This window comes from Kribbella turkmenica (assembly GCF_004348725.1).
GTDB lineage: Bacteria > Actinomycetota > Actinomycetes > Propionibacteriales > Kribbellaceae > Kribbella > Kribbella turkmenica.
The window spans coordinates 1-26,077 of record NZ_SMKR01000109.1 but is presented as its reverse complement, the minus strand read 5'-3'; the positions used below and the strand labels follow the sequence as shown (position 1 = coordinate 26,077).

Genomic DNA, 26,077 nt, shown 5'->3' with positions numbered 1-26,077 from the left:
CCACAGCGAGGTCCTCCCCCGCCTCCGGTCCACCGCCGCCCAGATCACCACAGCCCTAACCCACCGCGGCCACCTCTGAACAGTCCGCCGCCCGCTCCGCCCGCTCCGCCCTCGCTCCAGCGTTCCGGCTCTACCTCCAGCACTCGCCCTCAGCCGCGGCCCAACGCCACCACGCCAGCGCCTCCGCGTCAGCGCCAGCGCCTCTGCACGAGCCCCGCCTCGAACGCCTAGCGCTTCAGCCTTAGGACAGCGCCTCAGGCCGTGGACTCGGCGCTGGCCTGTCCGCGCTGCAGTCGGGGCTGTCTCCGCCGGTCAGTTCTTGAGGTCGGCGAGGACTTGCAGGTAGTGCGGGTTGTTCATGATGCCGATGATGTTGCCGAACGGGTCCGCGACCGACGCGGTCCGGAAGCCGGTGTTGTCGCCGCGCTCGGTGATGCCCTCGATCTCCTTGGCGCCCAGGGACAGCAGCCGCTCGAAGGTCCCTTCGAGGTCGTCGGCCTGCCAGTGGATGATCGCGCCGGCCGGACCGCCGGTGACCTGGTGCCGCGCGTACTTCGCGTCGATGATTCCCAACTCGCACTGGAGGTCGCCGAAGCGGTACTCGAGGTACCCCGGGTCGTCGAAGTCCGGCACGGCGAAGTACGGCTCGATGCCGAGCAGTTCGGTGTACCAGGCCCGTGCGGCGGCCATGTCGGTGGCATATAAGCTGACGGTGGCGAATCCTCGCAACATCTCGGTGGTCCTCTCGGTGTTCCCGATTGATGACCACCACGATTCCAGTCAAAGTGCTCACCGAATGAGCACTTTGACCGGCCGTTGGAATCAGTCCGTTTGGGTCACCTTGCGGAGGCCGCGCGGTGCGTCCGGGTCCAGGCCGAGCTTCCGGGCGAGCGACTCGATCGCCCGCTGGGCCGGGATGACCAGCGCGAGCGGCGCGAGGGTCTCGGGGAGGTCAGGACCGGCAAGGTTCACGTCGCAGCGGCTCGCGAAGGTGGCGTCGCCGCCGATGCCGAGGATCTTGCTGCCCTTGTCGCGCACCACGCCGGCCAGTTCCGTCATCCCCGGCAGGGCGGGTCCTTCGCCGGCCGCGACCAGGATGGTGACCAGGTCCGCGTCGACGACCGCGATCGGTCCGTGCTTCAGATCGGCGTACGAGAGACCGCGGACCGGCTGCAGGCAGGTCTCCTCCAGCTTCAGCGCGACCTCGAGCGTGGTCCCGAACGTCAGTCCGCGACCGCTGGCCAGTACGTCGTGCGCAGCCGCAAGGAGCTCCGCGGCGTCCTCGACCGACCCCTGCAGCATCTGTGACGCGGCGTCCGGGACGCGGGCGATGTCGGCGTCCAGCGTGCCCGGCTTCTGCGCCAGCGCGTCAACCGCGACAGTGATCGCGGCGAGCTGCGTGGTGTAGGTCTTGGTCGCCGGTACGGCGAGTTCCTGCCCGGCCTGCGTGATCAGTGCGACGTCGGCCGTCGATGCCAGCGGGCTGTTGTCGTCGTTCGTGATGCCGACGATCGCGGCGCCGTTGCGCTTGGCCCACTCGGCGGTGTCGACGATCTCCTGCGTCGCGCCGGACTGGCTGACCGCGACCACCAGGGAGTTCGAGAGGTCGAGGTTCGCGCCGTACAGGGTCGCGACGGAAGGCGCCGCCAGCGAGGCCTGCCGGCCGGCGTGGATCTCGGTCAGGTAGCGGCCGTAGACACCCGCGTTGTCGGACGATCCCCGGGCCACGAAGATCACGTGCCGGCGCCCTGCCGCCAGCCGGGTGATGTCGTGCCGCAGCGGCAGCACATGCTCGAACGTGGCCGCCAGCGCGGCCGGCTGCTCGGCGATCTCGCGCGCCATCTGGGTTTCGTCGGCGGGGGCAGACACCACTACGATCACTGGTCCTATCTGGTCTTAACAGGTATGCTGCGCACGATAGCAGTGAGCGGCGTCCCGGGGCACCCCCGAGACCCGCCCAGGTCTGGAGGATCGAAATTCGATGGTGGCGACCAAGCGGGCCCAGGTCCGATCGGTACTGGAACGGCTGATCGATGTCGAGCTGCACCCCGGGGACCCGATCCCCTCCGAGCGCGCCCTGGTGGACAAGCTGAACGTCTCCCGGGTCACCGTCCGGCAGGCGATCAGCGACCTGGTCGAGTCCGGCGCGCTGGAACGCGTGCACGGCAAGGGCACCTTCGTCACCGGTCCACAGGTCGACTCCCAGCTGCACCTGACCTCGTTCTCGCGGGAGATGCGGGCCCGCGGGCTCGAGCCCGGCACGGTGGTGCTGTCGGCCACCGAGATCGAGGCCTCCGACGAGACCGCGAAAGGGCTCCGGGTCGCCAAGGGCACCAAGGTGATCCGGGTCGAGCGGCTCCGTACCGCCGACGCCTCGCCGATGGCGTACGAGGTCGGCTACTACCCGTCCGCGCTCTTCCCCGGCCTGCTCGGCCGTGAGCTCGGCACCCTGTACGACGTCTTCGCGAGCGAGTACGACGTCGTCGTCACCTCCGGGGAGCAGACCGTCCGGGCGGACAACGCCGACGGCCATGTCGCCCGGGTCCTCGGCGTGGCCAGGCGGGCACCCCTGCTGGTCCTCGAGCGCACCACCTTCGCCGGCCGCAAGGTCGTCGAACTGTCCTGGTCGGCCTACCGGGCCGACCGCTACCGGCTGCACATGGCCCTGACCCCGCGCGGCCCGCGGTCCGGCTCGGCCTGAGCCCGGCTCGCCGACGTCATCGGGCCGCCACGAACTGGACCGGTCCTGTTCATCAACTGGTCTGCACCTCTGCCGATCGCTCCCCGGCCGCCCGGCCGGTCCGGCAGGCGGGCCGCCGGGTACGACGAAGTACCCGACGGTGATACTGGAGCTCAACCCACATGAACTGTGTTGTGAGGAGTACCGCGAGACATGCCTATTGCCACCCCTGAGGTCTACGCCGAGATGCTGGACAAGGCCAAGCAGAACCGCTTCGCCTACCCGGCCATCAACGTCAGCTCCTCGCAGACGCTGATCGCCGCGATCCGCGGTTTCGCCGAGGCGGGCTCGGACGGCATCGTCCAGGTCTCCACCGGCGGCGCCGAGTACCTGTCCGGCTCGACGGTGAAGAACATGGTCACCGGTTCGGTCGCGCTGGCGGCGTACGCGCACGAGGTCGCCAGGAACTTCCCGGTGAACATCGCGCTGCACACCGACCACTGCCCGAAGGACAAGCTGGACGGCTTCGTCCGGCCGCTGCTGGAGATCTCCGCCGAGCGTGTCGCCCGCGGCGAGAACCCGCTGTTCCAGTCGCACATGTGGGACGGCTCGGCGGTGCCGCTGCAGGAGAACCTCGAGATCGCGAAGGACCTGCTGGCCAAGGCGGCCGCGGCCAAGATCGTGCTCGAGATCGAGGTCGGTGTCGTCGGCGGCGAGGAGGACGGTGTCGCCAACGAGATCAACGAGAAGCTGTACACCACCGTCGAGGACGGCCTGGCCACGGTCGAGGCGCTCGGCACCGGCGAGAACGGTCGCTACATCACTGCGCTGACCTTCGGCAACGTGCACGGCGTCTACAAGCCGGGTGCGGTCAAGCTGCGGCCGGAGATCCTCAAGGAGATCCAGGATCAGGTCGGCGCCAAGGTCGGCAAGGAGCGCCCGTTCGACCTCGTCTTCCACGGCGGCTCCGGCTCGACCCTGGAAGAGATCCGGGCGGCGGTCGACAACGGCGTCATCAAGATGAACGTCGACACCGACACGCAGTACGCGTTCACCCGGCCGGCCGCGGCGCACATGTTCGCCAACTACGACGGCGTGCTGAAGGTCGACGGCGAGGTCGGCAACAAGAAGGCCTACGACCCGCGCGCCTGGGGCAAGCTGGCCGAGGAGGGCATGGCCAAGCGCGTCGCCGAGGCCTGCGAGAGCCTCCGCTCCGCGGGCACCTCGCTGAACGCCTGACGCTTGCGCAGGACATCGGTCGAACCAGCCTGGTGATCGGTCACCGCACCGATCACCAGGCTGTTTCGTCTCCCGACGGGACCAGTGGGCGGTCGACTGGTGAGGTTGTCTCCGCGTTCGCCGCCGCGTTGAGGTCTGCCAATGACCAGTGAACCGGAACACGGTAAGCCGTCGGCGGAGGATCAGCTCGAGCAGATCATCGGTGAAGTGCAACGGGCCGCGGACCTCGCGGTGCCCTACGCGTTGCGGGTTGCCGTGACTCTCGGGCTGGCGGAGGAGCTTGCGGGTGCCCAGGTCATCCACGACGGGCCGCACGCGGAGTCGGTGTCGGTCTTGCCGGCCTCCCGGGCCGTCTTCGACGGCCTCTCCACGCTCGAGCTTCGCCGTCTTCCCGCGCGCTAGCTTCCTCATGGCCGGGCCCGGGCGAGGTCGAAGTGCCTGATCCCGGTACGGCGGGAGGCTCGCGCGAAGCTGGCGCGGATCCGGTCCACGACGAGGGCCGGCTCGTCGAGGTCGGGCCAGGAGATCCAGCAGTGTTCGAGCGGGTCCGGGGCGGTCGGATCTTGGAGTGGCGGGTCGGCCGCTCCTGACTCCTCCTCGTCAGGGACGGATTCCTCGCACCAGAAGGGAAATCGTGGCTCGAACTCCACCACAGTGCGTTCGTCGGGGAACCACAGAGAGGCCACGTCGGGCCTGACCGGCTCCGAAGGATCGACATCCGGCGGCGGCACCGCTGACGGAGCAGGCAGACCGGCGGCAGCGAGCAGATGCCGCAGCCGCGACTCGGCAACCGATGCGGACTCCGCGCACGCACGGGATATCGTCGCCACCGCGCGTTCGTTGCCGTGGTCGGACACTGCGCGTTTCAGGGAGCGGTTGGTCACCACGCCGGCGTACAAGGCGGCGTCAGTCAGCACGCCCGCCGGCGCGGCCGGGGACGTCGCGGCCACCTCGACGACGGCACGAGCCGGTGAGGCCATCCGCAACTTGTTCCAGATCTGGATGCCGGGCCCGACTGGATCGCGGATGTGCCGATGCACCCCGCCCACGCAACCGCCCCGACCGTGCGGCGAAGTCACGTGCACACGGGACAGATCGAGACCCCACAGCGGCAGGGCATGCAGTGCCGCCGCCGACTGGTGACTGGCGAAGACCGCGGAGCCGCCGGTACGGAGCACGCGGTACACCTTCCGCAGGTGCAGCACTTCGTCCGTGACGAGCGTCAGCGCTCGATGCGCGGCATACGTGCCCGGCCGGATCCGGCGCCAGGCACCGGTCTCCAGCAAGGAATCGATCTCCGGGTCGGGGTAGCCACACGCACGCGCATCCGCACGGGTGAACATCCCACCCCGAACAGCAGCCATCACAGCAAGTTGAGGGTTCATGCCCTAGAAAGTGCCGCGATCGCGGGCCCGATCCGGACGTCACTTCAAAGCTGTGGACAGCCGGCCGGAGGCATGAAAAAAGCTCGTCATGTTTGTATGACGAGCTCGGCGCGGGTTGGGACCCAGGGTTGCCAGAGGAGGGGCATGCCGGCCTCGGACGGAGTGCGGTTGCCCTTCCGCTCGTTACAGGCGGCATGGGCGGCGACCGCGTTGAGCCACTCGGTGCGGCCGCCTCTGGACCTGGGTTGGATGTGGTCCATGGTGTCGGCGTTCTCGAGACCGCAGTACGCGCACCGGAACTTGTCCCGCCGGAGCACACCGTGCTTGCTGTACTTCATCCGCCCGGCGGCGTACCGCCAGTGCGTCACCACGTACCGCACCAGACGCAGTACGCGGGGAACCGGAAAAGGGCCGATCGTCCGCTCTCCGTGCGCCTCTTCCACCACAGCGACCTCGCGGACCAGCATCCGGATGGCGTGCTGGATCGACACGGTGTGCAGCGGCTCGTACGACGCGTTCAGGACTATGACGCTCATCCGGTGCCTCCTTCCGGCCGTAGCTGGGAACCACGGCGGTTTGACGCAGGGTCTCAAGCATCCGTGGCCGATCGGTGAACGGTCAACGGATTTCGCCAGACGGTCACGTGCCGGTTCGGCTGCGTGATCGGCGAAGATGTGCTTATGGAATCGAACAATCTGCTCTCAGGTCCACCCGAGACACTACTCCCCGTAGACCCGGCGGCGGCGGAACTCGCCGCGGGTGCCGCTGCGGTGGACGTCGCGGCCAAGTACCCGACGTCCTCGCTGGCCTGGAGCGAGCTGGCCGAGGCGGCGCTCGCGGACGGCCGGACGATCGAAGCGTACGCGTTCGCCCGGACCGGCTACCACCGCGGCCTCGACCTGCTCCGCCGCAACGGCTGGAAGGGGCACGGCCCGATCCCGTGGGAGCACGAGCCGAACCGCGGGTTCCTGCGCTGCCTGGCCGCGCTGGGCAAGGCCGCCGCGATCATCGAGGAGAAGGAGGAGGCCGAGCGCTGCGCGACCTTTCTCCGCGACTCGTCGGCCACCGCCGCGGACGCGCTGAGCTGAAACCGGGTTGTCGGGCCGGTCGCCGGGCGGCATGATCCGACCAGTGACCAGCCCGTACGCCCAGGACGGTTTCCGGGCCGGCTTCGACTGGGGGCCGGCCGGCGCCGGAGCCGTCGCCGGCGACATCGTGGCCGTGGTCGACGTGCTCTCGTTCACGACCGCCGTCACCGTCGCGGTCGATCTGGGGATCGAGGTGTATCCGTACCGCTGGCGCGACCAGACCGCCGTTGCCTACGCCAAGCAGTACGACGCCGCACTCGCCGTCGGCAGGTCTGAAGCGGGTCCCGGCCAGGTCAGCCTGTCGCCGGTCACCATCCGTCAGGCACGAGGGATCAAGCGCCTGGTGCTGCCGTCGCCCAACGGATCGACGATCGTGCAGCAGCTCAGCGACAGCGGCGCCACAGTGCTGGCTGTGTCGCTGCGTAACCAGCAGGCCGCCGCGGACTGGGTCAACCGACGTCTCGCCGAGGACCCGGAGTCGAAGGTCGTGGCGATCGCCGCCGGGGAGCGTTGGCAGGACGGCTCACTGCGGCCGGCTGTCGAAGACCTGTGGGGAGCCGGCGGCTTCTTGAGCGCACTGAACCTACAGGGCATGTCTCCGGAGGCCAGGGCCGCTGCGGCGGCGTACGACGAGGTCGCCGGCGAGCTGCCACGGCTGCTGCACGAGTGCGCGGGCGGTCGCGAACTCACGCAGTACGGCTTCCCCCAGGATGTGGTGATCGCGGCCGAGGTGGATGCCAGCCGCAGCGTGCCGGTGCTGCGAGACGGTAGGCTGACTGCGTCAACCTGAAGCCACGAGGTTCTGCCCGTTGACATAGCCGGCAGGCGGTGCGCGTCCCCGCTTCCTGCCGAACATGGACGGTTGTAGGCGGATTCGGCGGACCGGTGAAGCTGGACGCCCACGGTCGGTCCCCGCCCCGACGGGCAGCGGAAGGTCTCACCGTGCCGGCTCTCACCGGACGGATCAGCGCGCCCAGAACCAACTACGCAGTGGTACTGCGTACCCCCGGGGCGTGGAAGTTCTACCTGGCGGCCGCACCGGCTCGCATCGGTCTCGCCATGACCAGTCTGGGCATCGTCTGGCTGGTCCACGGATCCACTGGTTCGTACGCCGCGGCAGGGAGCGTGACCGGTGGCTTCGCCGTCGCCGAAGCACTCGCGGGACCACAGGTCGCGCGACTCATCGATCGCTTCGGTCAGACTCGCATGCTGCCGCTCACGCTGATCGCCCATGCTGCAGCCGTCGCGCTGCTGATCGGCGTGACTGTCTCGCATGCTCCGCTGTGGACCCTCATCACGATGGGAGTGCTCGCAGGCGCCTCCATCCCCCAGGTCGGCGCACAGACCGGTGCGCGCTGGTCACAGGTCCTCCGTGGCAGTCCCTTGCTCTCGTCCGCCTTCGCCCTGGAGGCCCTTGGCGTCGGTCTCGCCTTCATGGTCGGTCCGGCGCTCATCGGGACAGTCAGCTCGATGGCGAGCCCGGTGATCGGTACGGTGCTGGCGACCATCCTGGTGCTGGTGGGCGGCTTCTCCTTGGCCGTGCAACGCAGTACGGCGCCGCCGCCGGCGAAGCGTGATCACACCAAGCGGCCGGATCGTCTGCTGCGCAAGGCCTTTCTGGCGCTGGTGGGCACGAACATCGGTATCGGCATCTTCTTCGGCAGCATGCAGGTCTCGGTCACGGCGTACGCCGTCGAGCGTGGTACTCCCGCATTGGCCGGACCGCTCTACAGCGTGACCAGCCTGGTCGGACTGGTCGCCGGATTCGTCTACGGTGCGCGGCGTTGGCGTCCACCGGCACGCAGCCAGTTCGTACTCGTGCTGGCGGCCCTCACCATCAGTACGATCCCGCTGCTGGCGGTCGAAACCCCTCTGGCGATGGGGATTGCGCTGGCTGTGCCTGGCCTGGCCATCGCGCCGTTCCAAACGCTGTCCGCCGTACTGGCTGAGTCAGAGGTCGAGCCCGCAGTACTCACGCAGGCGTTCACTTGGCTGAACTCAGGCAGTGCGGCAGGCATCGCGGCAGGAGCAGCCTTCGCGGGCCGAGTGGTCGACACGCACGCGGCGCATTACGGCTTCGGTGTCGCGCTCGCAGCGACACTCGTCGCGACTGCGATGGCTGCGGTGATGAAGGTCAGCGGTAGGTGATCTGGCGTTCGGCGGCGGCCCGAGCGGCGTACTCGGCAGGGGTGAGGCCGATCTGCTGCTTGAATTCCTTGGAGAAGTGGGCCTGGTCGAAGTACCCGAGTAAGGCCGACAGCTCGGCCAGTTCGGCGACGTCGCCCTGGGCGAGCAGTTCGGCGCCGTCGTGGAGGCGGTAGCGGCGCAGGACCCATTTCGGGCCGACGCCCAGGTACCGGCGGAAGAGGCGCTGCAGAGTGCGGATCGGGATGTCGAACTGCTCGGTGATCTGGTCCACCCGCGCCACCGAGCGGTCCGCCGCCATCGTCGTGACGATGTCCCGGACCAGCTCGTACGACGGATCCGGCGGCGCGAGGTGGTCCCGCAGGAACGTCTCGAACACCGCGCGACGCCGTACGTCGGACCCGGCCGCGACCATGAGATCCGCCAGCCGCTCGCCTTCCGGGAACACCGCGGTCAGCGGCAGGACCTGGTCGCGGAACGACGCCACGTCCAGCCCGGTCACCGCACTGAACCCGCCGGCCCAGAACTTCACCCCGAACGTGCGGCCGCGGCCGATCAACTCACGCTCGAACTTGCGGGTGCAGACGCCGTTCACGAACGCGCCACCCGGCTGCTCGAACGTCACGTTGACACTCGGGAACGGCAGCACCTCGGCGGTGTACGGCTCGACCAGGTCCCACTCGACGATCCAGTACCACTCGACGAACCGGCCGACCTCCGGCCCGGCCGCGAGCCGGCTCAGAGTGCGGTGCCGGGCCTGCTCCCGCGGGTGCAGGATGCCCTTCTCGCTCTCCGGAGGCGTGCTCAAGTCTGGCTGTCGCTTTCTTACAAGACCGGTACGGCGGGACCGCGTTGACTGACTCTCATGACGACGAACACGGACGGAAACACTGTAGTGCGGCCCATCCCCGACGGTTATCACTCGCTGACCCCGTACCTCGCCGTACCGGACGGACCGAAGGCGATCGAGTTCTACCAGTCGGTGTTCGGAGCCGAGGTGATCAGTCGCCAGGACATGCCGGACGGGCGGGTCGGCCAGGCGGAGCTCAGGTTCGGGAACTCGATGCTGCAGTTGAGCGACCAGATGCCGCAGATCGGGCTGCGGGCGCCGAACGGCGAGTGGGTGCACTCTTCGCTGGTGCACTACGTGCCCGACGTGGACGCGACGTTCGCGAAGGCGGTCGAGGCCGGGGCGACGCCGGTCGAGCAGGTGCAGACGTTCATGACGGGGGACCGGTACGGGACGGTGATCGACCCGTTCGGGCATCGGTGGGCGATCCTGACGAAGGTCGAGGACGTGCCGCGCGAGGAGGCGGATCGCCGAGTGATGGAGTGGCTGGCGTCGAACCCTTCGGACCTGCGGTAGACCTCGGGTCGTCGGAGACCGAGACCGTTCTCGAGAACGAGGAAGCGGCCCGCCGGAACCGTCCCCTGCGGCAGTTTCGGCGGGCCGCTGACTAAGAGTGTGCACGCGATCACGGAAAATGGCAACCCGTTAGGTGATGAAACATATACTTCAAGTGATCGCTTCAGCGTATGGACGGTGATCGGGCCGGTGGACCGGATTCCGGTAGGCTTTGGTCGCAAGAGCCTGGATGCGTCGCCGGATGAATGTCCGGTGAACGTCTCCGGGCTTCACCGTTTCCAGCGTCGGGCTGCCGCGGCGTCGCCGAAATCGTCAGCTGGCGCGTGAAGAGGAGGGCTGAGATGCCCGCAATCGTGCTCGTCGGCGCCCAGTGGGGCGATGAGGGCAAAGGCAAGGCGACCGACCTGCTCGGCAACACGGGCGAGGTCATCGACTACGTGGTCAAGTTCAACGGCGGCAACAACGCCGGTCACACGGTCGTGATCGGGTCCGAGAAGTACGCGCTGCACCTGCTGCCGAGCGGGATCCTCACGCCGGGAGTCACTCCGGTGATCGGCAACGGGGTCGTGGTCGACCTCAGTGTGCTGTTCGAGGAGCTGGACGCTCTGCAGGCCCGCGGGGTGGACACGTCCCGGCTCGTGGTCAGCGCGGGCGCCCACCTGATCCCGCCGTACAACCGGACCCTCGACAAGGTGACCGAGCGGTTCCTCGGCAGCCGGAGGATCGGGACCACAGGTCGCGGCATCGGCCCGACGTACGCGGACAAGATGAACCGGATCGGCATCCGGGTCCAGGACCTGTACGACGAGAAGATCCTCGAGCAGAAGGTCACCGGCGCGCTGGAGCAGAAGAACCAGCTGCTGGTGAAGGTCTACAACCGGCGCGCGGTCGACATCGCCGAGGTGCTGGACGAGCTGCTCGGGTACGCCGACCGCCTCAGGCCGATGGTGGCCGACACCAGCCTGCTGCTGAACAAGGCGCTGGACGACGGCAAGACCGTGCTGATGGAGGCCGGCCAGGCGACTCTGCTGGACGTCGACCACGGCACGTACCCGTTCGTCACGTCCTCGAACGCGATCTCCGCGGGCGCGTGTACCGGCTCCGGCATCCCGCCGACCCGGATCGACCGCGTGATGGCGGTGGTGAAGGCGTACACGACCCGAGTCGGCGAGGGACCGTTCCCGACCGAGCTGCTGGACGCCGACGGCGAGTGGCTGCGGCAGCAGGGTGCCGAGTTCGGTACGACGACCGGCCGCCCGCGCCGGTGTGGCTGGTACGACTCGGTCATCGCGCGCTACGCCGCCCGCGTGAACGGTGTCTCCGACTTCGTCCTCACGAAACTGGACACGCTGACCGGGCGCTCGTCGATCCCGGTCTGCGTCGCGTACGACGTCGGCGGCGTCCGGCACGACGAGATGCCGATGACGCAGACCGACTTCCACCACGCGGTCCCGGTGTACGAGGAGTTCGACGGCTGGTCCGACGACATCTCCGGCTGCCGCGCCTTCGACGACCTCCCGAAGGAGGCCCAGGCCTACGTCCGCGCCGTCGAGTCCCTCAGCGGCGCCCGGATCTCCGCCATCGGCGTCGGCCCCGAGCGCTCCCAGATCGTCCAACTCTGACCTCGCGAGCTGCCGGCCATCGAGACGGTGGCCGGCAGGTCCGTCAGCGGCCGACGAACGGGAGGTCGCGGATGAAGGGGGCTTCGCGGAGGTTTTCCACGGTGGGGCGGTTGCCGAGGTCGGGGGTTTGGATGGGGGTTCGGGCCCAGGTGGAGCCTTCGCCCTGGGTGGCGTTGTAGAAGGCGAGGGCGCCCAGGGCCAGGAGTACGGCGGCGACTGTGGCGGCCAGCCAGCGGGGGCGGAAGGCGGTGCGGGCGGCGATGTGGGTGCCGCGGCGAAGAGAGCTGCCGCCGGGTCCCCACCAGGCGAAGAAGAGGGCGGTGAGGGCGGCGCTGCCGAAGCCGACGGCTGAGAGGGGCTGCCACTCGAGGCCCTGGGCCGTCGCGACGAGCCCGGTGGTGATGCCTCCGACGACCACTCCGGTGAGCAGCGGGAGAATCAGGCACGGGACAGTGATGAGGGACGCGGTGACGAGTTGCAGCGGTGTGGAGGCGACTGCGACCACACCGTCCGAGCGGCCGGCGCGGCCGCGCATCTGGCGGCGTCGCATCAGCGCGGTGCTCGAGCGGTCGACGGTACGTGCGATCACGAAGAGCACGATGGCGACCAGCGAGCCGAGCCCCGGATAGAGCGCGACGAGGCCGGTGAGCGCGACCATCAGGCCGACGACCACCGCGGTGCGCTTGCCCGTGCCTGCGGGCTTGGCCTGGTACGGAGCGCGTTCTCGCGGCTCCTGCTGCTGCTGTGGTGGGCTGGGCTGCCGGTACGGCGCAGGAGGCTGACCCTGGTACGGCGCCTGACCCTGGTACGGCGCCGGCACCGGCTGACTCTGGTACGGCGACACCGAGGTGCCCGGGTAGCCGGGCGAGCCCTGGTAGGGCAAGGGCATCGCGGCCGGCGCGGCTGCGGTCGGGGCGGGGCTGTAGGTCGCCGGATGCGCTCCCGCGACGAATCCAGCAGCACCATCAGCCGGAACAGCAGGACCGGCCGCACCAGCACCCGCCACCCCAGCACCCGCCACGCCGGCACCCGCCACGCCAGCACCAGCCACGCCAGCACCAGCCACGCCAGCACCGGCCGCAGCCGCAGCCTTCCTGGTCGCCGCCGCGTCGCGCAGCTTGTCCCGCAGCGGCGCGAAGGCGGACAGCGGCGGAATCACCGACGGAACGAGCTGCGCCACATCCGCGGGTGATGGGTCAATCTCTTCCGGCATGAGCCGCGTCATCTGCACAGTGGGCGGGTTGAGCTGAACCGTCGGCGGAGCGACCACCACGGTCGGCTTCTCCCGCGGTGGCAGTGCGTCGCGGCCCTCGGCGTACCGCTCGAGGCCGTTCATGATCTCGTCCTGGGTCGGGCGGTCACGCCGATCCGGTGAGAGCGCTGCGGCGAGCAAGGACTTCAGCCGCGGATCCAGCCCGTCCAGGTCGGCCTGACCGCGGTGCACGCGAGCCAGCACCGCCTCGAACGGTCCCTTGCCGAACGGACGCCGTCCGGTGGCCGCGAATGCCACGGTCGCCGCCCAGCCCCACCAGTCGGCGGACTCCGACACCGTCTCGCCCTCGATGAGCTCCGGTGCCAGGTAACCCGGCGTACCGATCACCAGGCCGGTCTGGGTGAGCCGCAGGTCGTCGGCGGCCTGGGCGATGCCGAAGTCGATCATCACCGGCCGGCCGTTGGACATCATCACGTTGCCTGGCTTGAGATCCCGGTGGATCACTCCGGCCTGGTGGATCGCCTGCAGCGACTCCGCCAGGCACCCGGCCACCGGCAGCCACTTGCGCGGGGTCAGCGGTCCACGCTCGTCGACCTGCTCGTCCAGCGGCCGGCCCGGCACGAACCTGGTCACCAGGTACGGCTGGTCGCCTTCCAGGTCGTGGTCGAGGATGCCGGCCACGCCAGGGTGGTTCACCTTCTGCAGTGTGATCGCCTCACGCTGCAACCGGGCGCGTGCGGTCGGGTCGTTCGCGACGTGCGGCCGCAGCACCTTGAGCGCGACTTCCTGGTGCTCGGGCCCTTCGGCCAGGTAGACCACGCCCATGCCGCCCTGACCGAGCCGCCGGATCAACCGGTACGGCCCGACCCGCTCCTCCACCTCCTCCACCGGCGTGGAAGGACGTCCCCCTGTCGCTGACATGCCATCTACGGTACGTCGGCAGCAGACCAATCAACCGCGATGACGTCCGAGGTAATCGTCCGACTCCTCCGTGTGCCGCAGTCTGGGGGCACCCGAACAGAGGAGACCGACCATGAAGCACTACGCGATCGCCAACCTCCGCAACGTCCAGCTCGGTCCGGGCATCGTCGAGTACCTCGAGCGCATCGACGCGACGCTCGCGCCGTACGACGGTCATTTCATCGTGCACGGCGGGCAGCCGGAGTTCATCGAGGGCAGCTGGGACGGCGCGCTGATCGTGATCGAGTTCCCGGACTACGACAGCGTCCGCGGCTGGTACGACTCGCCGGCGTACCGCGAGATCCTGCACCTGCGGACCGACAACGCGGACGGGGTCGCGATGATCGTCGAAGGCGTCGGCCGCACCCACAAGGCCACCGACGTACTGGGCTGAGTCCGATGGCCGGATTCTTGCGAACGGCGTCCGCTCGGCCACTGGTGGTCCGCCGCCGCCCCCGGTTGGGTTGAGCCATGCGAATCGAGATGCTGGTGTTCGACGGCCTGGACGAGATGGACCTGCTCGGCCCGTTCGAGGTGTGGAGTCATGCGGCCAGGCGGACCGAGCTCGAGGTGGCGCTGGTCGGGCTGGACGGTCCGGTCGAGGTGACCGGTCTCAACGGCCTGCAGTTCAGGGCACCGGAAGGACTCGGTACGCCGGACGCGCTGCTGGTACCGGGCGGCGGCTGGCTGGACCGGGCCGAGAAGGGCGCCTGGGCCGAGGCTCGGCGCGGCGTGACGACCGCGCGGATCGCCGAGCTCGCGCCGCGGCTTCGCTTCGTCAGCTCGGTGTGCACCGGGTCGATGTTGCTCGCCGAGGCGGGGCTGGTGAAGGGGCGGGCGGCGACGACGAACCGCGACGCCTGGGCCGAGCTGGAGGCGTTCGGCGCCGACGTGAAGCAGAACCGGGTCGTCGACGACGGCGATCTGGTCACGGCCGGCGGCATCACCGCAGGGATCGACCTCGCGCTGCACATCGTCGAGCGCGAGTTCTCCGCCGAGATCGCGGACGGGATCGCGGCCACCATCGAGTACACCCGGGACCGCGACCTCCATCTGGTTGCTGCAGGCAACTGACTCAGCGGCGCCGGAGCAGGACGCCGTGACTGCCGCGTTTGCGCAGCAGCGCGCCGGACAGTTCCTCCAGCCGGGGCGCGACGAGCTCGACCTCGTCCTCGACCGACCACGCGGCCGGCCAGGGCTGCTGTTCGAGCTCGCCACCCTCCATGGCGACGAACAGCCGGTCGGTCGGGAACCGGTCGAGCAGGCTCAGGTCCTGGCCGTAGTACAGGACCTCGATCAAGAGGTACGCCGACCCCGTCAGCCGCGCCGTGGTGGCGAGATCCTCGAAGCTGTGCGGATGGATGCGTACGTCGCCGGCGATGCTGGACCGCAGTTGCGCGAGGAAGCGCTCGTCCGGCTCGGTCGCGTCCACGGTGTACCCGTCGGCCAGCAGGCGCCGGGTCAGCGCACCCTCGTGCGCGCCCACCTCGATCACCCGGCCCGCGATCGGGTCGAGGTGCCGCCGGACCCACTCGACGGTCGCGTCCAGCCGCTCCTGCTCGTACGGCGACGCCTCCACCTCGACCGGATCGAGCGCGACCGGCTCGCCGGCCGCCATCGTGTGCCGGACGGTGCCGCCGATCACCGTGGCCAGGTCGACAGCCCAGCGGCCGTGCGAGCCGCGGGTATCCGACGGGTGGTGGGTCCAGACGGTGAACGGGATGCTGCCGGCCTCGCGAGCGATCGCGGCCGCGGCCGTCGCGGGTGTGAACGGCTTGTCGCCCTCACGCGAGCGGGACTGCAGTGCCGCGATCGCCGCGAGCCGGGCCTCCAGGGACACGTCGGCGGGCAGCCTCAGATAGGCGCCGCGCTCGGCGGCGAGCAGGTGGACCTCACGGCCGTGGGCCGGATCGAGAACGGGCAGGAAGTCGGTGACGGCATCTTCGGGACGGAGAACAGCGAGGACGTCGATCATTGCCGGCCATTTTACGCAACGTCCTTGCCGAAAGTTGTCGGCCGTGTGTCGGTCAGTTGACGAGTTGCGGGTACACGGCGGTCAGGTCCTGGGCGACGCCGGCCTTGGCGCCGCGGGCGGTCTCGTCGGCGAGCACCTCGTGCGCGCCGGCCTCGATCCCGTCCAGGGCCTGCTTGGCGATGTCCTCGGGCCGTGACTTCGGGGCGTCGACCGCGGTGACCATGTCGGTGTCGACGTACCCCATGTGCAGGCCGGTGACGCCGATGCCGCGGCCGAGCAGTTCGAGCCGGATGGCGTTGCTCTGCAGCCAGAATGCCGCCTTCGTCGCCGCGTACGCGCCGTGCCGGGCGAACCAGGACAGCGCCGAGTGGACGTTCAGGATGTGGCCGCCGCCGTTGCGCTCGATCACCGGGACGAGCGCCTTGGTGAGGGTGAGCGGGCCGAAGAAGTTCGCCTCGAAGACCGCGCGGGCGGCGTCGATCGGGGTGTCGAGGTAGGTCTCGGGCGAGCTTGCGCCGGCGTTGTTGACCAGCACGGTGACGTCCGGAACGGCCGCCACCAGTGCCCCGACCGAGGCCTGGTCGGTGATCTCGAGCGGCAGCGGGACGACGCGCGGGTCGCTGCTCGGCTTCGGGTCGCGGGCGGTGGCGTAGATCTTGGCGGCCCCGCGGTCGAGCAGGTCGTCGACGATCGCCTTGCCGATCCCGCGCTGTCCGCCGGTGACCAGGACGACGGCGCCTTCGAGTGAGGTCATGCGGCAACTCCAGAGGTGAGAAAACTGATCTGTTTCCAGGAGTGTAAACCGATCGGTTTCCGACATCAAATCCAGCCGGTACGCTCGGTGCATGACCACCTCGGCGACGCCCCGCGAGCGGCTGCTGGACGCCGCGGGCGAACTCTTCTACCGCGACGGCGTCGGCATCGGTGTGGACGCGCTCTGCAAGGCGGCCGGGGTGTCGAAGAAGTCGATGTACCAGCTGTTCCGCTCCAAGGACGAGCTGATCGCCGAGAGCCTGGCCAGCCGCGGCCCGTCGTACCAGACGCTGCTGCACCCGCCGGCGGAGGCCGACCGGCCGCCCCGTGAGCGGATCCTGGCCGTGTTCGAGCGGCAGGACCGGATGGTCGCGGAGGGCAACTACCTCGGCTGCCCGTACGTCGGTACGGCGGTCGAGCTGAAGAACCCGGAGCACCCGGGGTCCGTGGTAGCGCGGCACTTCAAGCAGCAGCTGACCGACTTCTTCCACCGCGAGCTGGTGAAGGCGGGCGCGGAGGATCCGGGCACGCTCGCGATCCAGCTGACGATCATCTTCGACGGCGCCAGCGCCCGGGCGGTCGTCCGGGCCCAGACGCTCGGCGGTATCGGCGTGGCCACCGCGGCGGCGCTCCTGGATGCCGCCGGTGTGCGCGCGGACGAGCTGGCGACCCAGGCGGTCTGAACGCCGCCCCGGCACCGTGGTGATCAGCTGGTCAACGCCACGAGCCCGCACCGGCGGACACGTTGGAGGGCAACAATCTGGCGCGGCTCACCGGTTGGTCGGGGGTGGTGCCGCGACCGCCGCGGGGTGACGGAGTGTGATGCGCGGTCGGTCATGACTGCGGTGCCGGGGTCCAGATCGGCGTCGTTGCATGGGACAACACCGCACTTGGTGCCACGAATGATGGGACTTTCCGGCGGGTTGTTCCATTGCGACCTCCTGCACGCGCGATCTTGACCTGCTCACGGTCCGTCGTCAAACTTTCGCAAAGACCCTGCGGTAGTGCCCTCGGGCACTCGGGGGATCGCAGTGTCCTACCGCCCCGAAGAACAGGACATCCCCATGCGAAAGAAACCCCTGGTCCTGGTCGCCGCCTGCGCGCTACTGGCGGCCGGCTCTCCCAGCACCACGGCGGTCGCCGCGTCCGGCGCCGAGCCGTGGCAGACCGCCGTACCGGCGCCGGCCGATTTCACTCACCCTGGTGTGGGCGTCAGTCGCACCCAGCTGGACTTCGTCCGGGCCAAGGTGCAGGCCGGCGCGCAGCCGTGGACGAATGCCTACAACCAGGCCAAGAACAGCAGGTACGGCTCGCTGTCCCGGACGCCGAAGCCGCGCGCCGTGGTCGAGTGCGGCTCGTACTCGAACCCGAACCACGGCTGCACCGACGAACGCGAGGACGCGATCGCGGCGTACACGGACGCACTGCTGTGGTACATCACCCGCGACGATCGCTATGCGCAGAAGGCGATCCAGCTCATGGACGCCTGGTCGGCGACCATCCGCGACCACACCAACAGCAACGCGCCGCTGCAGACCGCGTGGTCGGCGTCGTCGTGGCCGAAGGCCGCCGAGATCATCAAGCACGCCTACGGCAACTGGCCGAACGCCGGCCGGTTCGCGACCATGTTGCGCACCGTCTACCTGCCCGAGATCATCAACGGCTCGAACTCCAACGGCAACTGGGAGTTGAGCATGACCGAGGCGATCCAGGGCATCGGCGTGTTCCTGGACGACAAGACCGTGTACGACAAGGCGATCTCGCTGTACCGGGTCCGGGTGCCGGCCTTCGTCTACCTCCAGTCCGACGGCGCGTTGCCGAAGACGAAGCCGAGCCAGAACCTCGACACCCGCGAGAAGATCATCGACTACTGGCACGGGCAGGAGATGTTCGTCAACGGTCTCACCCAGGAGACCTGCCGCGACTTCACCCACGCCGGGTACGGCATCTCGTCGATCTCGCACGTGCTGGAGACGTCGCGGATCCAGGGCGTCGACCTCTACCCGGAGTTCGGTGAGCGGCTGCGGCACGCGCTCGGCTTCCAGTCCCGATGGGAACGCAACCTCGAGCCGGTGCCCTCCTGGTTGTGCCAGGGCTCGCTGGACCGCGGCCTGGGCCCGATCACCGAGGTCGGCTTCAACGCGCTGCACACCCGGCTGGGATTCGCGATGACGAACACCCAGGCGCTGACGGAGTCCCGGCGCCCGGCCGGTTCCAACAACCTCTTCGTGGCGTGGGAGACGCTCACCCATGCGGAGAACCCGTCCTGATCCGCTGACGACTGCGGCCGGGGAGCGCGTCCCCGGCCGCAGTACTGCGTCCAGCCGGCCGGCCAGGTCAGACCTGGGCTTCGCCGCGCTTCCAGTAGCCCTGGAAGGAGATCGCGACCTTCGGCAACCCGGCCACGTCGACCAGGTAGCGCCGTACCGACTTGATCATCGACGACTCGCCGGCGACCCAGGCGTAGTCGACGTCAGACGGCAATCCGGCCGCTTCGAGGGCCTCGAGCAACGACTTGGGTCCGTCGTCCGAGGTCGGCGCGATCCAGGTGATGTCGGCGGTGCCGGGGGTCGGCAGTGCGCGGATGTCGCGGAGGTCCGGGACCTGGACGAACACGGTCGCGTGGACGGCGGCCGGCAACTGCTCGAGGATGCCGGCGAGGGCCGGGAGCGCGGTCTCGTCGGCGACGAGCACCCGGCGGAGGCTGGTGGCCGGCGGGACATAGTCGACGCCGGAGTGCAGCAGGCCCCTGGTGCTGGTGGTGTCGACGGCGAACGGGATGATCAGGCCGAGCTCGTCACCGACGACGGCCTGGCTCACCCAGGCGGACGCGGGGCCGTTGGCCCCGTGCAGGACGAACTCGACGTCCATCTCGGCGACCTCGGGGCGGAGCGCCCGGATCGTGTACGTCCGCATGATGAAACGCTCGTCGGCCGGCTGCGCGCACCACGCGGTGTACCAGTCCGGGCCTTCCGGCAGCGTGAGCCCACTGCCGTCCGGCGGAGGGAGAAGCACCTTGATCCGCTGGTCCGGACCGGCCGTCACCGCTTCCGCGATCCGCGGCGCCACGAAGGTCACCCGGCGCAGGTGCGGGCTGAGATCGTCGACCGCAGCTACGGTGGCGAGCACCGAGTCGAACACGATCGGCCGCTCGAGCACAGTCGTCATGCTTGTTCTCTCCGTTGAATGCGGCCCACCCCGACGTCCCGGTCAGGGACCTCGCCGGGGGAGGCTCGGGTGCGGACCCGCAAACGGCCGGGTTATTCTGAGGCGTCGTCTAGAGGTAAGCCTTACCTAAGAGGATCCCAAAAGTCCAATGCCCCCACCCACCGTTGTGGCCGACGCCACAGGCCCAGACGCTTCCGCGCCGGCGCGTCCTCGACGGACGCGGCGGGCCACGCTGTTCCTCGGGTTGGTCGTGTGCGTCGCGCTGCTGGCGCTGGTCACCCTGCTCAGCATCGCGGTGGGGTCCAAGCAGATTCCGCTGTCGACCGTGTTCGACGCCCTGCGCCACTACGACGACACGCACACCGACCACGTGATCATCCATTCACTGCGCGTGCCGCGGACCGTGATCGGCCTGCTGGTCGGTGCGGCGCTGGGGCTGTCGGGTGCGTTGATGCAGGGCGTCACCCGGAACCCGCTCGCCGACCCGGGCATCCTGGGCGTCAACGGCGGCGCCGCCCTTTTCGTTGTCGCGGGCATCTACTGGTTCGGGCTGTCCAGCCTGACGGCGTACGTCTGGCTGGCCTTCGCCGGCGCGGCCGCGGCCTCCGTCGCGGTGTATCTGCTCGGGTCGCTCGGGCGTGAGGGCGCGACTCCGGTGAAGCTGGCGCTGGCGGGTGCGGCGCTGACCGCGATGCTCGGCTCGCTGACCACGGCCCTGCTGATCGGGGACGTCGACACGTTCGACCAATTCCGGTTCTGGGCCGTCGGGTCGCTGGCGGGCCGTGGTTCGGACATCGCCGCGCAGGTCGCGCCCTTCATCCTGATCGGGATCGGGCTGGCGCTGGTGTCGGGTCGCGTGCTGAACGCGTTGTCGCTGGGGGACGAAGTCGCGAAGTCACTCGGTCAGCGGGTCGGACTGGCGCGGTTGTCCGTCGCCGTGGTCGTCGTACTGCTGTGTGGCGCGGCCACCGCCGCCGCGGGACCGATCGGCTTCATCGGGCTGACGATCCCGCACGTCGCGCGACTGGTGACCGGCCCGGACTACCGCTGGATCCTGCCGTACTCGATGCTGCTCGCGCCGATCCTGCTGCTCGGCTCCGACGTCCTCGGCCGGATCGTCGCCCAGCCGGGCGAACTGCAGGTCGGCATCGTCACCGCGGTCATCGGCGCACCGTTCTTCATCGCGCTGGTACGGCGGCGGAAGCTGGCGGACCTGTGACCGCGACGGCCGAAGCGGTCCGGATCATCACCCGGGCCCGGGGGGTCCGGCAGGCGCGCACGATCGCGGTGATTGTGGTGCTCGCGGTCCTGGTCGTCGTGACGTTCTGTGTCTCGCTGTCACTGGGCGACTTCAAGATCCCGGTGATCGACGTGGTCGAGACGCTGTTCGGCGGCGGCGACCGGGCGACCGAGTTCATCGTCAACCGGCTGCGGTTGCCGAGGGCACTCACCGGCCTGATGGTCGGCGCGGCGCTCGGGATGTCCGGCGCGATCTTCCAGAGCATCGCCCGCAACCCGCTGGCCAGCCCGGATATCATCGGCGTCACGTACGGCGCCGGCGCGTTCGCGGTGTTCGCGATCGTCACGCTCGGGCTGACCGGGGTCGCGGTGTCCGCGCTCGCGATCGCCGGCGCGGTGCTGACCGCGTTCGTCATGTACGTGCTGGCCTGGCGGCAAGGGGTGTCGAGCTACCGGCTGATCCTGATCGGCATCGGCATCGGTGCGATCGCCACCAGCGTCACGTCGTACCTGCTGACCAAGGCGCGGGTCGAGATCGCCCAGCAGGCGCTGATCTGGCTGACCGGCAGCCTGAACGGCCGGGACTGGTCCAACGTCCGGTCGATGGGGCTCACCCTCGCGGTGCTGACACCGCTGATCGTCTACCTGGTGCACCGGCTGCGGATTCTGCAGCTCGGCGACGAGACGGCGTACGGGCTGGGGCTGCGGGTGGAGAGCTCGCGGCTCGGGCTCATCGTTGTCGGCGTGCTGCTCGCCGCCGTCGCGACCGCGGCCGCCGGCCCGGTCGGGTTCGTGGCGTTCGTCGCGCCGCCGATCGCGCGGCGGCTGACCCGGTCGCCGGGGCCGGCGATGATCGCGTCCGCGTTGCTCGGCGCGCTGGTGGTCGGACTGTCGGACCTGATCGCGCAGCACGCGTTCGGCGACACCCAACTGCCGGTCGGTGTGGTCACCGGTGTCGTCGGCGCGCCGTACCTGATGTTCCTGCTGGCCCGGGCCAACCGGGTAGGGAGTGGTGGCTGAGAGATGGAGACCTCTGTGGAGCCCTCGCACAGCCTGGCGGCTGAGAACCTCGCGGTCGGGTACGACCAGCGGGAGATCATTCACGACCTGTCGGTGCGCATCCCGACCGGGAAGATCACCGTCATCGTGGGCGCCAACGCCTGCGGCAAGTCGACGCTGCTGAAGACGCTGGCCCGGTTGCTGAAACCGGCGCGCGGCCGCGTGCTGCTGGACGGCAAGAGCATCCAGTCGATCCCGACCCGCGAGGTCGCCACCAAGCTCGGCCTGCTGCCGCAGTCACCGACCGCGCCGGAGGGGATCACGGTCGCCGACCTCGTCGGCCGCGGGCGTTACCCGCGGACCCGGTGGATCCGGCAGTGGACGAAGACCGACGACGAGGCGGTCGCGGCGGCGATGACGTCGACCGACGTCCTGTCGATCGCCGACCGGCCGATCGACGAGCTGTCCGGCGGCCAGCGGCAACGGGTGTGGATCGCGATGGCGCTGGCGCAGGAGACCGACATCCTGCTGCTGGACGAGCCGACCACGTTCCTCGACCTGACCCACCAGTTCGAGGTGCTGGACCTGCTGGTCGACCTGAACAAGCGGGACCAGCGCACCATCGTCCTCGTCCTGCACGACCTCAACCAGGCCTGCCGGTTCGCCGACCACCTGATCGCGATGAAGGACGGCGCCATCGTCTGCGAGGGCGACCCGAACGAGGTCATCACCGAGGAGGTCGTCCGCGACATCTTCGGCCTCGCCGTCCGGATCATTCCCGACCCGGTCGCCGGTACGCCGATGGTCGTCCCGCTCGGTCGGCACACGACCCGTTCGGACCGGCCCCAGGACCAGACAAACGGTCAGGACCACACAAACGGTGACCAGGCCTCGGGTGGTGCTGTACTGGACATGGCCGGTGGAAGCCTGGCTGCCCAGGCGCTGTCCGCCAGCGCCGCCGCGAGCGGCATCTGCCGGCCCACCGACCGCTAGTGTCCTGAGTCAAGCCGTCGTACGCGACCGACGCGTCCCCGTGGCCGACAGCCGTCGCGTCCATCAAGTGCGGGGGAGTCCTTCGGCGGCGAGATGGGCACGGGTCCGGTAGATGGTGAGGCCGGCCGCGAGTGCGCCGAGAGTGCCGAGGCCGAGATCGCCCAGCGTGTCGGTGTACGCCGTCTCGAGCTCGGGGGAGCTGCGGATGAAGGCGACGTACTCGCCGAGCTCCCAGACCACCGCGGCGGTGGTACCGAACCCGAGGGCGACGAACGCGGTCAGTCCACGGGTCAGCGTCGGCGGCGCGAATGCCAGCAGCACGCCCGCGGTCAGCAGACCCCACAGGATCAGGTGCATCGCGTCGTCCCACCAGACCACGGTGTCGAACAGGTCGAGCCGGTTGCCGATCAGGTCGATCAGCCACGGCAGGGTGATCAGCAGATCGGCGCGCCACGGGAAACTGGGGTGCAGCTTGCTGCGCGCCCGGCCGTACGCCCACCACCACAGCGGCAGCACCATCGCGCCGATCGGGTAGACGACCAGCCGGGCGGTCGACGCCTTGCCCTTGATGCCGCTGAGGTCGGGCCAGATCAAGGCCGAGAGCAACAGGCCGAGCAGCACGACCTTCGCGGCCAGGGCGGCGTACCGGACCCAGGGAGCGTCCGTTGTCCGGGCCGTGGCGGCAACCATCGTCGTCATGCCTCCCAGTCAAGCGAGCCGCTGGGCGTGGCGGACGGGTACAACTACGGACAGCACCTGCGCAAAACCCCCGGAGGCGTCATTGTGACGCACCCCCGGGGGCTGCTGTCCCGCGTCTGCTCCGGTCGCGGCGCGAGTCCGCGGCCGGGTCGTGGTCGAAGGTCAGCTGACGCTGATCAGGTCGACGACGAAGATGAGGGTCTCGCCGGGCTTGATGGCGCCGCCCGCACCGCGGTCGCCGTAGGCGAGGTGCGGCGGGATGACGAGCTTGCGGCGACCGCCGACCTTCATGCCCTGGACGCCGGTGTCCCAGCCCTGGATGACCTGGCCGACGCCGAGCTGGAAGGCCAGCGGCGCGCCCCGGTTGTACGACGCGTCGAACTCCTCGCCGGTCGAGTGGGCGACACCCACGTAGTGGACGTTGACCCGCGAGCCGGCCTTGGCCTCGTCACCGTCACCGACAGTGATGTCGGCGATTTCCAGCTCCGCCGGCGGCGGTCCGTCCGGGAAGTCGATCTCTGGCTTGTCAGTCATGCCCCCAGCTAACCAGACCATCAGTTGACCGCCCGCCAGGACCCACCCGGCGTCGTGACAGCAGCCGCCTCACGCCATGGGAGTGGCACAAGCCGATCTGGGCGGGCCTGTCACTGCGCCGCGAGCGACCCCGGTCGCTGCGGAGCAACGCCGGCTTCGGTCAGTACCTTTGCCAGTTGTCCTCTCCGGCGGCACACTCGCCGCGCCAGGTCCAGCCGGTGACGATCTCACTCGGACCGATCCTCGCCGCGGTCGTCGCGCCGGTGCCGAGGTCGAAGTTGGCAGGGCCGTAGTGCAGGCAGATCCGCCAGCGTGAACCGTTGATGCTGGTGGTGAGCGTGATGTGGTCGGCGCCGGGGTAGCGAACGCCGTTGTTCCACACCCAGCCGCCCCGCGGTCCCGGGTGAAGGATGCCCGACACGTTGCCCGGCGACTTGTACTTGAGTGTGCTGGTGCCGTTGGAGTTGATCCAGTAGAAGCAGGTGTTCCCGGCACCGCAGGACGCGGCGTCGGCCGGTGGTGCGGTCACGACCGCGCCGGCGACGGTCACCCCGAGTACGGCGCCCACCGCGGTGAGCGCGTGTCTCGTGCGTCCGGTCGGCCGGCGTCTGGCAGAGCTGAACATGGGTCCTCCCCGAATCGACAGGCGAGTGCTCCGAAGAGCTGTCGCAAGCATTCAAGGCGGGCCGGCTTTCAACCTCCTTTCACTCCGCCTTCAAGCCGCGGCCACGGTGGGCGGCGTACTCGGTGGAGTGGGGTACGGCGCCCCCGGCCGATCGGTGTCGGCGGCGGGTCAGCGGGCCAGGACCTCGCGGAGTTTCGTGGCGAACTCCTCGGGTTTGCCGGGCATGCCGTACTCGTTGCCGAGGAAGCCGCCGTGGTTGCTCGGGAACAGGACCGGGCTCAGGCCGAGGCGCTCGGCGACGACCAGCCCGCCCCGGTGGGCGAGCTCGCCGGCGGACTCTTCGCCGACGGCGACCACGAGCCGGCCGGCCGACGTGGCGAGGGCGTCGAAGTCGGGCTGGTACGACGTACAGCCGCGGAGGTTCTGGCCGAGCAGGGCGTCGTCGCGGGAGCCGTCGTCCTCAGTCGGGAGGCCGAACATCGCCGGGTCCGGCGCCGGCCGGTCGGTGTAGTCGTCCGGGACCTCACCCTTGAAGCTGGTGATCGCGATGAACTTCGCCATCCCGGCGCCCAGCCCGTCACGCTGGTAGGTGTGGTAGATGTCGTCGACGGCCGCGGTCGCCGCCTTCGCGTCCGGCAGGATCCCGGCCAGCGGCGGCTCGTGCGCCACCAGCGCCCGGACCAGGTCGGGGCGCCGGGTGAGCAGGGCCAGCCCGTTCACCGCGCCGCCGCTGCTGGCGAAGATGTCGACGGGACCCACGTCGAGCGTCTCGATGAGCCTGGCCAGGTCGTCGGCGTGGTCCTCCGGCGACAGCTCGCCCGTACCGTCGCTGCGGGTGCTGCGCTCGACGCCCCGCGGGTCGTAGGTGACGATCGTCCGGTCCGCGAGGTACGACGCCAGCGTCGGGAAGCCACTCGCCCCCATCGGCGAACCGATGAGTAGCAGCACGGGCCGCTGAGCGAGATCGCCGCTGACGTCGTACGTCAGGGTGGCTCCGGGCAGGTCGATCGTGCTGGTGACGGGCTCCGGCATGTCAGCTCCTTCTCGAGTGCCCCATCCCCCTGGGCGGGACGTGTGACGTGAGCCTAGACCGACCGTCGCGGAACGGACCAGGACCTCAACCTGCACTGATCTCGCACTCCGTGCGGACCACAGTGATGTTGCTCACGGCAACTCTCTTGGCGGCCGTTGCTCCCTCATGTCCGAGAAGGCCGCCGGCCAGTCCTGGGCGGGTCAGTCCCCGCCCGGCCACTGGGCGCGCCTCCAACTCTCCCGCACCGTCGGGCCAGCCCGAGACCTGGCATGCCGACCAGACCACCGTCCCCCGCATCTGGACAGCCAACGGCCGCCACTACTAGCACTGCCACTCACGGCCGGCCGGCTTTGGGGATTGG

General features: G+C 69.6%; 29 protein-coding genes. 16 read left to right on the top strand and 13 right to left on the bottom strand.

From position 1 onward, the window contains the following. Positions 1 to 312 precede the first annotated feature (312 nt). Entirely contained in the window at positions 313 to 732 is a 420-nt protein-coding gene (locus tag E1218_RS23340; protein WP_132323602.1) for a VOC family protein, read from the bottom strand. 90 nt (positions 733 to 822) lie between these two features. After that, positions 823 to 1,869 carry an SIS domain-containing protein gene (locus E1218_RS23335; protein ID WP_233712404.1) on the bottom strand — a complete coding sequence of 349 codons (1,047 nt, stop codon included), beginning with the start codon at positions 1,867 to 1,869 and terminating at the stop codon, positions 823 to 825. Positions 1,870 to 1,981: 112 nt separating this feature from the next. On the opposite strand from E1218_RS23335, the gene E1218_RS23330 reads away from it, so the two are divergent. The 3 genes from E1218_RS23330 to E1218_RS23320 all read left to right on the top strand — a co-directional run bounded on the left by E1218_RS23330 (position 1,982) and on the right by E1218_RS23320 (position 4,321). Next, positions 1,982 to 2,701 carry a GntR family transcriptional regulator gene (locus E1218_RS23330; protein ID WP_132156117.1) on the top strand — a complete coding sequence of 240 codons (720 nt, stop codon included), beginning with the start codon at positions 1,982 to 1,984 and terminating at the stop codon, positions 2,699 to 2,701. Positions 2,702 to 2,893: 192 nt separating this feature from the next. Beyond that, positions 2,894 to 3,919 carry a class II fructose-bisphosphate aldolase gene (gene fbaA / locus E1218_RS23325; protein ID WP_132323600.1) on the top strand — a complete coding sequence of 342 codons (1,026 nt, stop codon included), beginning with the start codon at positions 2,894 to 2,896 and terminating at the stop codon, positions 3,917 to 3,919. 141 nt (positions 3,920 to 4,060) lie between these two features. Next, positions 4,061 to 4,321 (top strand): hypothetical protein, encoded by a 261-nt coding sequence (locus E1218_RS23320; protein ID WP_132323598.1) that lies wholly within the window; start codon positions 4,061 to 4,063, stop codon positions 4,319 to 4,321. Between the two features lie 5 nt (positions 4,322 to 4,326). On the opposite strand, the gene E1218_RS23315 is transcribed toward E1218_RS23320, so the two are convergent. Both E1218_RS23315 and E1218_RS23310 read right to left on the bottom strand, forming a co-directional pair. Next, complete coding sequence (locus E1218_RS23315) at positions 4,327 to 5,283, bottom strand: type IV toxin-antitoxin system AbiEi family antitoxin domain-containing protein (RefSeq protein ID WP_132323596.1); 957 nt, start codon at positions 5,281 to 5,283, stop codon at positions 4,327 to 4,329. A 107-nt stretch (positions 5,284 to 5,390) separates the two neighbouring features. Then, on the bottom strand, positions 5,391 to 5,840 hold the full coding sequence (locus tag E1218_RS23310; RefSeq protein WP_132323594.1) for an HNH endonuclease: 450 nt from the start codon (positions 5,838 to 5,840) through the stop codon (positions 5,391 to 5,393). Positions 5,841 to 5,984: 144 nt separating this feature from the next. On the opposite strand from E1218_RS23310, the gene E1218_RS23305 reads away from it, so the two are divergent. From E1218_RS23305 to E1218_RS23295, 3 genes are all read left to right on the top strand, one after another. After that, on the top strand, positions 5,985 to 6,392 hold the full coding sequence (locus tag E1218_RS23305) for a DUF3151 domain-containing protein (RefSeq protein ID WP_132323592.1): 408 nt from the start codon (positions 5,985 to 5,987) through the stop codon (positions 6,390 to 6,392). A gap of 43 nt (positions 6,393 to 6,435) precedes the next feature. Then, positions 6,436 to 7,182 carry a 2-phosphosulfolactate phosphatase gene (locus E1218_RS23300; RefSeq protein ID WP_202866150.1) on the top strand — a complete coding sequence of 249 codons (747 nt, stop codon included), beginning with the start codon at positions 6,436 to 6,438 and terminating at the stop codon, positions 7,180 to 7,182. 152 nt (positions 7,183 to 7,334) lie between these two features. Further along, positions 7,335 to 8,540: an MFS transporter gene (locus tag E1218_RS23295; RefSeq protein WP_132323588.1), complete on the top strand. Its 1,206-nt coding sequence runs from the start codon at positions 7,335 to 7,337 to the stop codon at positions 8,538 to 8,540. On the opposite strand, the gene E1218_RS23290 is transcribed toward E1218_RS23295, so the two are convergent. After that, positions 8,527 to 9,345, bottom strand: coding sequence for a helix-turn-helix transcriptional regulator (locus E1218_RS23290; protein WP_132323586.1), 819 nt, complete (start codon positions 9,343 to 9,345; stop codon positions 8,527 to 8,529). The genes E1218_RS23295 and E1218_RS23290 overlap by 14 nt on opposite strands. A 57-nt stretch (positions 9,346 to 9,402) precedes the next feature. Between E1218_RS23290 and E1218_RS23285 the strand changes: the two genes are divergently transcribed. The 3 genes from E1218_RS23285 to E1218_RS23275 all read left to right on the top strand — a co-directional run bounded on the left by E1218_RS23285 (position 9,403) and on the right by E1218_RS23275 (position 11,525). After that, positions 9,403 to 9,903, top strand: a complete 501-nt coding sequence (locus E1218_RS23285) for a VOC family protein (RefSeq protein WP_132323584.1) — start codon at positions 9,403 to 9,405, stop codon at positions 9,901 to 9,903. A 99-nt stretch (positions 9,904 to 10,002) separates the two neighbouring features. Continuing rightward, the gene (locus E1218_RS23280; RefSeq protein WP_132323582.1) at positions 10,003 to 10,230 is read left to right on the top strand and encodes a hypothetical protein; all 228 of its coding nucleotides are present in this window, start codon (positions 10,003 to 10,005) and stop codon (positions 10,228 to 10,230) included. Between the two features lie 14 nt (positions 10,231 to 10,244). After that, positions 10,245 to 11,525 (top strand): adenylosuccinate synthase, encoded by a 1,281-nt coding sequence (locus E1218_RS23275; protein WP_132323580.1) that lies wholly within the window; start codon positions 10,245 to 10,247, stop codon positions 11,523 to 11,525. Positions 11,526 to 11,568: 43 nt separating this feature from the next. Here E1218_RS23275 and E1218_RS37820 read toward each other — a convergent pair whose 3' ends face one another. After that, positions 11,569 to 13,659: a serine/threonine-protein kinase gene (locus E1218_RS37820; protein WP_132323578.1), complete on the bottom strand. Its 2,091-nt coding sequence runs from the start codon at positions 13,657 to 13,659 to the stop codon at positions 11,569 to 11,571. Positions 13,660 to 13,771: 112 nt separating this feature from the next. On the opposite strand from E1218_RS37820, the gene E1218_RS23265 reads away from it, so the two are divergent. Further along, complete coding sequence (locus tag E1218_RS23265; protein ID WP_132323576.1) at positions 13,772 to 14,092, top strand: DUF1330 domain-containing protein; 321 nt, start codon at positions 13,772 to 13,774, stop codon at positions 14,090 to 14,092. A 77-nt stretch (positions 14,093 to 14,169) separates the two neighbouring features. Further along, positions 14,170 to 14,772: a DJ-1/PfpI family protein gene (locus E1218_RS23260; protein ID WP_132323574.1), complete on the top strand. Its 603-nt coding sequence runs from the start codon at positions 14,170 to 14,172 to the stop codon at positions 14,770 to 14,772. A gap of 1 nt (position 14,773) precedes the next feature. On the opposite strand, the gene E1218_RS23255 is transcribed toward E1218_RS23260, so the two are convergent. Next, positions 14,774 to 15,673, bottom strand: a complete 900-nt coding sequence (locus E1218_RS23255; protein ID WP_132323572.1) for an SAM-dependent methyltransferase — start codon at positions 15,671 to 15,673, stop codon at positions 14,774 to 14,776. Positions 15,674 to 15,725: 52 nt separating this feature from the next. Next, positions 15,726 to 16,427: an SDR family oxidoreductase gene (locus E1218_RS23250; protein ID WP_132323570.1), complete on the bottom strand. Its 702-nt coding sequence runs from the start codon at positions 16,425 to 16,427 to the stop codon at positions 15,726 to 15,728. 91 nt (positions 16,428 to 16,518) lie between these two features. Between E1218_RS23250 and E1218_RS23245 the strand changes: the two genes are divergently transcribed. Together E1218_RS23245 and E1218_RS23240 are read left to right on the top strand one after the other, a co-directional pair. Then, positions 16,519 to 17,109, top strand: a complete 591-nt coding sequence (locus E1218_RS23245; RefSeq protein ID WP_132323568.1) for a TetR/AcrR family transcriptional regulator — start codon at positions 16,519 to 16,521, stop codon at positions 17,107 to 17,109. Between the two features lie 381 nt (positions 17,110 to 17,490). Continuing rightward, complete coding sequence (locus E1218_RS23240; RefSeq protein WP_132323566.1) at positions 17,491 to 18,696, top strand: alginate lyase family protein; 1,206 nt, start codon at positions 17,491 to 17,493, stop codon at positions 18,694 to 18,696. Positions 18,697 to 18,763: 67 nt separating this feature from the next. Here the strand turns inward: E1218_RS23240 and E1218_RS23235 are convergent, their stop codons facing one another. Beyond that, on the bottom strand, positions 18,764 to 19,594 hold the full coding sequence (locus E1218_RS23235; protein ID WP_132323564.1) for a siderophore-interacting protein: 831 nt from the start codon (positions 19,592 to 19,594) through the stop codon (positions 18,764 to 18,766). Between the two features lie 148 nt (positions 19,595 to 19,742). On the opposite strand from E1218_RS23235, the gene E1218_RS23230 reads away from it, so the two are divergent. The 3 genes from E1218_RS23230 to E1218_RS23220 are packed head-to-tail and all read left to right on the top strand — an operon-like array spanning position 19,743 to position 22,825. Further along, on the top strand, positions 19,743 to 20,813 hold the full coding sequence (locus E1218_RS23230; RefSeq protein WP_132323562.1) for a FecCD family ABC transporter permease: 1,071 nt from the start codon (positions 19,743 to 19,745) through the stop codon (positions 20,811 to 20,813). After that, a complete protein-coding gene (locus tag E1218_RS23225; RefSeq protein ID WP_132323560.1) occupies positions 20,810 to 21,853 on the top strand; it encodes a FecCD family ABC transporter permease in 1,044 nt (347 codons plus the stop codon). Before E1218_RS23230 ends, E1218_RS23225 begins: the two co-directional genes overlap by 4 nt. A 3-nt stretch (positions 21,854 to 21,856) precedes the next feature. After that, positions 21,857 to 22,825: an ABC transporter ATP-binding protein gene (locus tag E1218_RS23220; RefSeq protein ID WP_132323558.1), complete on the top strand. Its 969-nt coding sequence runs from the start codon at positions 21,857 to 21,859 to the stop codon at positions 22,823 to 22,825. Positions 22,826 to 22,888: 63 nt separating this feature from the next. On the opposite strand, the gene E1218_RS23215 is transcribed toward E1218_RS23220, so the two are convergent. From E1218_RS23215 to E1218_RS23200, 4 genes are all read right to left on the bottom strand, one after another. Continuing rightward, positions 22,889 to 23,524 carry a hypothetical protein gene (locus tag E1218_RS23215; RefSeq protein WP_132323556.1) on the bottom strand — a complete coding sequence of 212 codons (636 nt, stop codon included), beginning with the start codon at positions 23,522 to 23,524 and terminating at the stop codon, positions 22,889 to 22,891. 162 nt (positions 23,525 to 23,686) lie between these two features. Continuing rightward, complete coding sequence (locus tag E1218_RS23210; protein ID WP_132323554.1) at positions 23,687 to 24,058, bottom strand: FKBP-type peptidyl-prolyl cis-trans isomerase; 372 nt, start codon at positions 24,056 to 24,058, stop codon at positions 23,687 to 23,689. 160 nt (positions 24,059 to 24,218) lie between these two features. Continuing rightward, on the bottom strand, positions 24,219 to 24,683 hold the full coding sequence (locus E1218_RS23205) for a hypothetical protein (protein WP_132323552.1): 465 nt from the start codon (positions 24,681 to 24,683) through the stop codon (positions 24,219 to 24,221). Between the two features lie 168 nt (positions 24,684 to 24,851). Further along, entirely contained in the window at positions 24,852 to 25,715 is an 864-nt protein-coding gene (locus tag E1218_RS23200; protein ID WP_132323550.1) for an alpha/beta fold hydrolase, read from the bottom strand. Between the last annotated feature and the right edge of the window lie 362 nt (positions 25,716 to 26,077).

Bases quoted from the DNA above. Each gene is read 5' to 3' on its own strand.
- fbaA (WP_132323600.1), top strand. From the start codon at position 2,894: ATGCCTATTGCCACCCCTGAGGTCTACGCCGAGATGCTGGACAAGGCC.
- E1218_RS23260 (WP_132323574.1), top strand. From the start codon at position 14,170: ATGCGAATCGAGATGCTGGTGTTCGACGGCCTGGACGAGATGGACCTG.
- E1218_RS23315 (WP_132323596.1), bottom strand. From the start codon at position 5,283: ATGGCTGCTGTTCGGGGTGGGATGTTCACCCGTGCGGATGCGCGTGCG.
- E1218_RS23205 (WP_132323552.1), bottom strand. From the start codon at position 24,683: ATGTTCAGCTCTGCCAGACGCCGGCCGACCGGACGCACGAGACACGCG.
- E1218_RS23265 (WP_132323576.1), top strand. From the start codon at position 13,772: ATGAAGCACTACGCGATCGCCAACCTCCGCAACGTCCAGCTCGGTCCG.
- E1218_RS23245 (WP_132323568.1), top strand. From the start codon at position 16,519: ATGACCACCTCGGCGACGCCCCGCGAGCGGCTGCTGGACGCCGCGGGC.
- E1218_RS23215 (WP_132323556.1), bottom strand. From the start codon at position 23,524: ATGACGACGATGGTTGCCGCCACGGCCCGGACAACGGACGCTCCCTGG.
- E1218_RS23310 (WP_132323594.1), bottom strand. From the start codon at position 5,840: ATGAGCGTCATAGTCCTGAACGCGTCGTACGAGCCGCTGCACACCGTG.
- E1218_RS23210 (WP_132323554.1), bottom strand. From the start codon at position 24,058: ATGACTGACAAGCCAGAGATCGACTTCCCGGACGGACCGCCGCCGGCG.
- E1218_RS23285 (WP_132323584.1), top strand. From the start codon at position 9,403: ATGACGACGAACACGGACGGAAACACTGTAGTGCGGCCCATCCCCGAC.
- E1218_RS23235 (WP_132323564.1), bottom strand. From the start codon at position 19,594: ATGACGACTGTGCTCGAGCGGCCGATCGTGTTCGACTCGGTGCTCGCC.
- E1218_RS23230 (WP_132323562.1), top strand. From the start codon at position 19,743: ATGCCCCCACCCACCGTTGTGGCCGACGCCACAGGCCCAGACGCTTCC.
- E1218_RS23255 (WP_132323572.1), bottom strand. From the start codon at position 15,673: ATGATCGACGTCCTCGCTGTTCTCCGTCCCGAAGATGCCGTCACCGAC.
- E1218_RS23320 (WP_132323598.1), top strand. From the start codon at position 4,061: ATGACCAGTGAACCGGAACACGGTAAGCCGTCGGCGGAGGATCAGCTC.
- E1218_RS23275 (WP_132323580.1), top strand. From the start codon at position 10,245: ATGCCCGCAATCGTGCTCGTCGGCGCCCAGTGGGGCGATGAGGGCAAA.
- E1218_RS23240 (WP_132323566.1), top strand. From the start codon at position 17,491: ATGCGAAAGAAACCCCTGGTCCTGGTCGCCGCCTGCGCGCTACTGGCG.
- E1218_RS23220 (WP_132323558.1), top strand. From the start codon at position 21,857: ATGGAGACCTCTGTGGAGCCCTCGCACAGCCTGGCGGCTGAGAACCTC.
- E1218_RS37820 (WP_132323578.1), bottom strand. From the start codon at position 13,659: ATGTCAGCGACAGGGGGACGTCCTTCCACGCCGGTGGAGGAGGTGGAG.
- E1218_RS23330 (WP_132156117.1), top strand. From the start codon at position 1,982: ATGGTGGCGACCAAGCGGGCCCAGGTCCGATCGGTACTGGAACGGCTG.
- E1218_RS23200 (WP_132323550.1), bottom strand. From the start codon at position 25,715: ATGCCGGAGCCCGTCACCAGCACGATCGACCTGCCCGGAGCCACCCTG.
- E1218_RS23250 (WP_132323570.1), bottom strand. From the start codon at position 16,427: ATGACCTCACTCGAAGGCGCCGTCGTCCTGGTCACCGGCGGACAGCGC.
- E1218_RS23305 (WP_132323592.1), top strand. From the start codon at position 5,985: ATGGAATCGAACAATCTGCTCTCAGGTCCACCCGAGACACTACTCCCC.
- E1218_RS23340 (WP_132323602.1), bottom strand. From the start codon at position 732: ATGTTGCGAGGATTCGCCACCGTCAGCTTATATGCCACCGACATGGCC.